General features: G+C 68.5%; 4 protein-coding genes. 3 read left to right on the top strand and 1 reads right to left on the bottom strand.

The features are described from left to right. Positions 1 to 1,043 (bottom strand): hypothetical protein (locus AC2VON_RS18345; RefSeq protein WP_486954234.1); only part of this gene is annotated, 1,043 nt, incomplete at its 3' end. A gap of 162 nt (positions 1,044 to 1,205) precedes the next feature. Between AC2VON_RS18345 and AC2VON_RS18340 the strand changes: the two genes are divergently transcribed. The 3 genes from AC2VON_RS18340 to AC2VON_RS18330 all read left to right on the top strand — a co-directional run. Continuing rightward, positions 1,206 to 1,538 (top strand): SCO3933 family regulatory protein, encoded by a 333-nt coding sequence (locus tag AC2VON_RS18340; protein WP_486954233.1) that lies wholly within the window; start codon positions 1,206 to 1,208, stop codon positions 1,536 to 1,538. 147 nt (positions 1,539 to 1,685) lie between these two features. Continuing rightward, complete coding sequence (locus AC2VON_RS18335; RefSeq protein WP_486954232.1) at positions 1,686 to 3,104, top strand: FtsK/SpoIIIE domain-containing protein; 1,419 nt, start codon at positions 1,686 to 1,688, stop codon at positions 3,102 to 3,104. Beyond that, positions 3,101 to 4,302 (top strand): replication initiator (locus tag AC2VON_RS18330; RefSeq protein ID WP_486954231.1); only part of this gene is annotated, 1,202 nt, incomplete at its 3' end. The genes AC2VON_RS18335 and AC2VON_RS18330, both read left to right, overlap by 4 nt.

Here is a 4,302-nt window from a genome sequence, read left to right as displayed (position 1 = left end):
GTGTCGAGATGGTCGTTGGCCCGGTGGTAGTCGCCGAGTTCGACCAGGACATGCAGAAGCCGTGCTTGGGCGGCGGCGTTGTCGCGCTGCTGGGCTGCGGGCCAGTTGCCTAGATGGGCTTGCAGGAGGGCCAGGGCGCGGTCGGGTTGCTCGAAATACAAGTAGCCGGTTGCGGTTTCGGAGGCCACGTAGGCGCTGGTGGCGTAGATGGCGTGGTCATCGGGTGCTGGTTCGACATCGGCGAGGTCGAGGGCGTGGCCGGTGTAGCGCTCAAATAAGGCCTGGTCTCGGCTGGCTTGGGCGGCCAACGCCTGCTGGCGTGCGATGCTGGCGGCCAGCCGCCCCACCTGGCGGTCTTCGACCAGCTCGGCGGCCTCGGTGGCCAGCTCGACGGCCAGCACGGGGTCGCGTGCGATGACGATGTTGGATCGGCGCATCAGCACCAGAGCGCGTAATTCTGGGCCGGCTGCACGCAGGTAGTCGTCGGCGAGCAGGGTGAATCGTTCGGCGTTGGTGAGGTCGCCGCTGTCTTGGGCGATCCAACCGGCGACCTCGGCGATGCGGCCGGCGGCTTGGCGGACCTCGCGGCGCAGATGCGGCGGGGTGGCTTTGATGAACGTTTCGATGGTGGCCAGATCGCGGTCGATGAACTCGTGGGCGTAGGCCGGGCCGAATAGGTGCTCGACTTGAACATGGGCGGCGCGCTGAGCCTCGATGACGGCGATGACGTCGCTGGACACCGCGGGGTCCAACAACAGCGGTCGCGGCAACGGTGCATCGATGATCACGCCAAACAGGGCGTCGTAGTCGTGTTGGAGGGCATCGGCTAGCAGGGTGCGCCACTGATGCTGAGGCAGGCGCCGGCCTTGTTCGAAGTTGATGATCTGGCGGCGCAGCGAATCCAGCGGGCGCGGGTCCAGGTTGCGCATGGCCCGGACCTTGGCGACCTCGGCTGCCAGCTCATCAAGGCTCCAGCCCCACTCGGTGCGTGCGGCTTGCAGGCGTCTACCCAGCTCGGTCACGGCGCGCTGGGTTTGACTCATCTGCTCCATTGTGGCTGACCTGGGCCGCCTCGTGTGTTCGTTTCCGGAGTCACTGGGCGTCACTGCCGCTCACTACACAGCAGCCCCGCTGTGGTGTGTGCTGGTTGTGCAGCCGAAACCGGCTGTAGCGCAGCAATTCCGAGCAGAAAGCGAGCATCGGCGATGATGAATCTACCGATCGACACCAACAGCATCCGATTCACCTGCACCCGCATCCCGGAACGGCGCACCGTGCGCGAAACCGGTCAGCCCCGCCTGGACCGCGAAACCGGAAAAGAACTGTGGCAGGTCCAGGTGATGGCCCTGACCGCAGACGGCGCGGAGATCCTGGCGATCACCGTGCCCGGTGAACCCGCGGTCAGCGTTGGGCAGGCCGTCACCGTGGAGGGCCTGGTCGGGCTGCCGTGGGCACAAGGCGATCGCGCCGGCATCGCCTACCGGGCTGTCTCAATCCGGCCCGCTAACGCGACAAAACCGGCCAGCAACACCGGCTAACACCGGGCGGGGCGCCGGGACTCGGTCATCGACCGCCCAGTCCCGGTGCTCCATCGGCATGAAACCTTCTTCAGTCCAACATGATTCGCCACGATACCCGGTTTCTGGTCACGGGATCGAGCGCTGGCAGGGAAAGGACCCACGACGATGGCCGAGAACACCAACGGCGAAAAGTCAGCCGACGACGACTGGTTTGGCGATCTGCTGGTCAGGCTTGTCGAGCTGACCGGCAAGGGGCTGTGGCGCTTTGCGTTGCGCTGGCCCGACACCGCCGCCCTGGTGAGCATCTTCGCCGTCACCGCAGTGCTGTCCGGCCTGCGGGTGGCGTGCCTGCTCGCCGGGGTGTGTGCGGCGGGCGTGTGGGGCTGGCGGCTGGGCTGGCCCGACACTTATCAGCAGCTCATCGGCAAGCCGGTCGGCGACTACCGGCGGGCGCATCTGGTGTACCGGCGCCGCTGGCGGGTGATCTGTGAACGCCACGGTCTGACGATCGCGCCGCGCGGCAAACCGGACGCCGACCCGCTGGTGCCGGTGCTGAGCACGGTGCGCATCGGGGCCGCGGTCGACACGCTGGTGGTGCGGTTGCTCGTCGGGCAGTCGGTCAAGACCTGGCAAGGCGAGGTCGACGGGCTGGCCGCAGCGTTCGGCGCCCACAGTGTGACCGTGCAACCCGGCCGCATCGAGGCGGGCCGGGGCCGCGACATCGTGCTGCGCGTGCGCCACCACGACGGGCTGGCCGCCCCGATCCCGCTGCCCCGCCCGCCGGTGGACACCCCCGTGGTGCGATTGGCCCACGTGCCGGCCGGGGTCACCGAGACCGGCGACCAGTGGAACCTGCCGGTGGCCGGCCACCACATTCTGATCGGCGGTGCCACCGGCGCCGGCAAAGGCAGCGTGTTGTGGTCACTGATCGCCGGGCTCGCGCCGGGCATCAAGGCAGGGCTGGTGGCGGTGCGCTGCCTGGACCCCAAGGGCGGGATGGAGTTCGCCGCCGGCACCGCGCTGTTCGACCGGTTCGCCTATGACCCCGATTCGATTCTGGCCGTATTACGGGAGACCACGGCCACCATGGTGGCGCGTGCGCAGCGGTTGCGCGGCACCACCCGGGCTCACCGGCCCACCCGCGCTGAACCCCACATAGTGTTGCTGGTCGACGAACTGGCCACGCTGACCGCCTACGCCGAACGCAAACAACGCACCGAAGTCGAACAGCTGCTGGGGCTGTGGCTCGCCCAAGGCCGCGCGGTCGGCATATCGGTGATCGCCGCGGTGCAAGACCCCTCCAAAGACGTGGTGGCGCTGCGCCAACTGTTCCCGGTCCGCGTCGGGCTGCGCATGACCGAGGCCAGCCAGACCGCGATGATCCTGTCCACCGCGGCGCATCAGCAGGGGGCGCGCTGTGAAGACATCCCCGACACCACACCGGGGGTGGGCTATGTGCTCACCGAAGGCAACACCACCATCCAGCGGGTGCGGGCCTTTCACGTCACCGACACCGACATCGCCTGGCTGGCAACCCACTTCGCCCCACCCCACCAGGCAGGACGCGCCGGGAGCACCCGATGATCAGCCTTGCACCGGCATCATTGCCGGACTGGCTTTCGCCCGGCTCGCCCGCGATCGAACAGGCGATCCGCCGGGCGGCGTCGCACAGCTATGAGTCGTGGTGGGCACGCTGCGCGTCGGTGGGGTTTTGCGCCAACCCGGTACAGGCCAGCGCCTATGACCGCGACCGTAAGCGGTGGGTGGCGGTGATGATCCGCTGCGGCAACCGGCGCGCTGCGGTGTGCCCGTCGTGTTCGGATCTGTATGCCGCCGACACCTGGCAGTTGATCCACGCCGGCACGGCGGGCGGCCATCACGGCATGCCCCAGCACACCGCGGACCGCCCGCAGGTGTTCGCCACGCTGACCGCCCCCAGCTTCGGCGCCGTACACACCAGCCATCCCGAGCATCCCGGCCGGGCCTGCCACCCACCGGGCAGCGCGACGCGCAATTGCGCACACGGCAATCCGCTGTCGTGCCCCACGGTCCACGGCCCGGATGACGCGGTGATCGGGCAGCCGTTGTGTCCGCAGTGCTACGACTACACCGGCCATGTGCTGTTCAACTGGCACGCACCGGAGTTGTGGCGCCGGTTCACCATCACGTTGCGCCGCACCGTGGCCCGCCATCTGCGTGCCGCGGGGGCCGACCCGGATGCGGTGCGGGTGTCGTTTGTCAAAGTCGCCGAATACCAACGCCGCGCGGTCATCCACTACCACACCCTGATCCGACTCGACCCCACCAACGACGACCAGAACGCGACGGCCGCGCAACCCGTTGGCGCGATGTCGGCGACCGAGCTGGCCGCTCTGCTACGTCATGCCGTCACCGAGGTACGGCTGCCGGTGACAATCGGTGATTCGGGCGCCATCGACCCCGCTGCGGCGGGTGCGTCTTGTCAGCGCGTGGTGCGGTTCGGCACCCAAATCGACATCCAACCCCTCACCGCCGGCGACAGCAGTAAACCGGGGCTGGCGCGGCGGGTGGCGGCGTATCTGGCCAAGTACACCACGAAATCGGTTGCCGAATTCGGGATCGCCGCCCGCCGGATCAGCGCCCGAGCCATCGCCGAGCTGGACGTGGCGGCCCATACCCGATGCATCCTGTCCACTCTGGCCGACTTGGCGGCGCTGCCGGGAAACACCGCGATGCTGGCCTGGCTGCACACCCTGGGCTATCGCGGGCACATCACCACCAAATCGCGGCGCTTCTCCACCAC

The sequence above is a fragment of the Mycobacterium sp. TH-M82 genome (genome assembly GCF_057473605.1).
The sequence above is the reverse complement of the archived record's forward strand: the minus strand, read 5'-3'. Positions and strand labels throughout refer to the sequence as shown.

What these genes read in the sequence shown, in the direction of transcription:
- AC2VON_RS18335 (WP_486954232.1), top strand. Translation starts at nt 1,686, where the DNA reads ATGGCCGAGAACACCAACGGCGAAAAGTCAGCCGACGACGACTGGTTT.
- AC2VON_RS18340 (WP_486954233.1), top strand. Translation starts at nt 1,206, where the DNA reads ATGATGAATCTACCGATCGACACCAACAGCATCCGATTCACCTGCACC.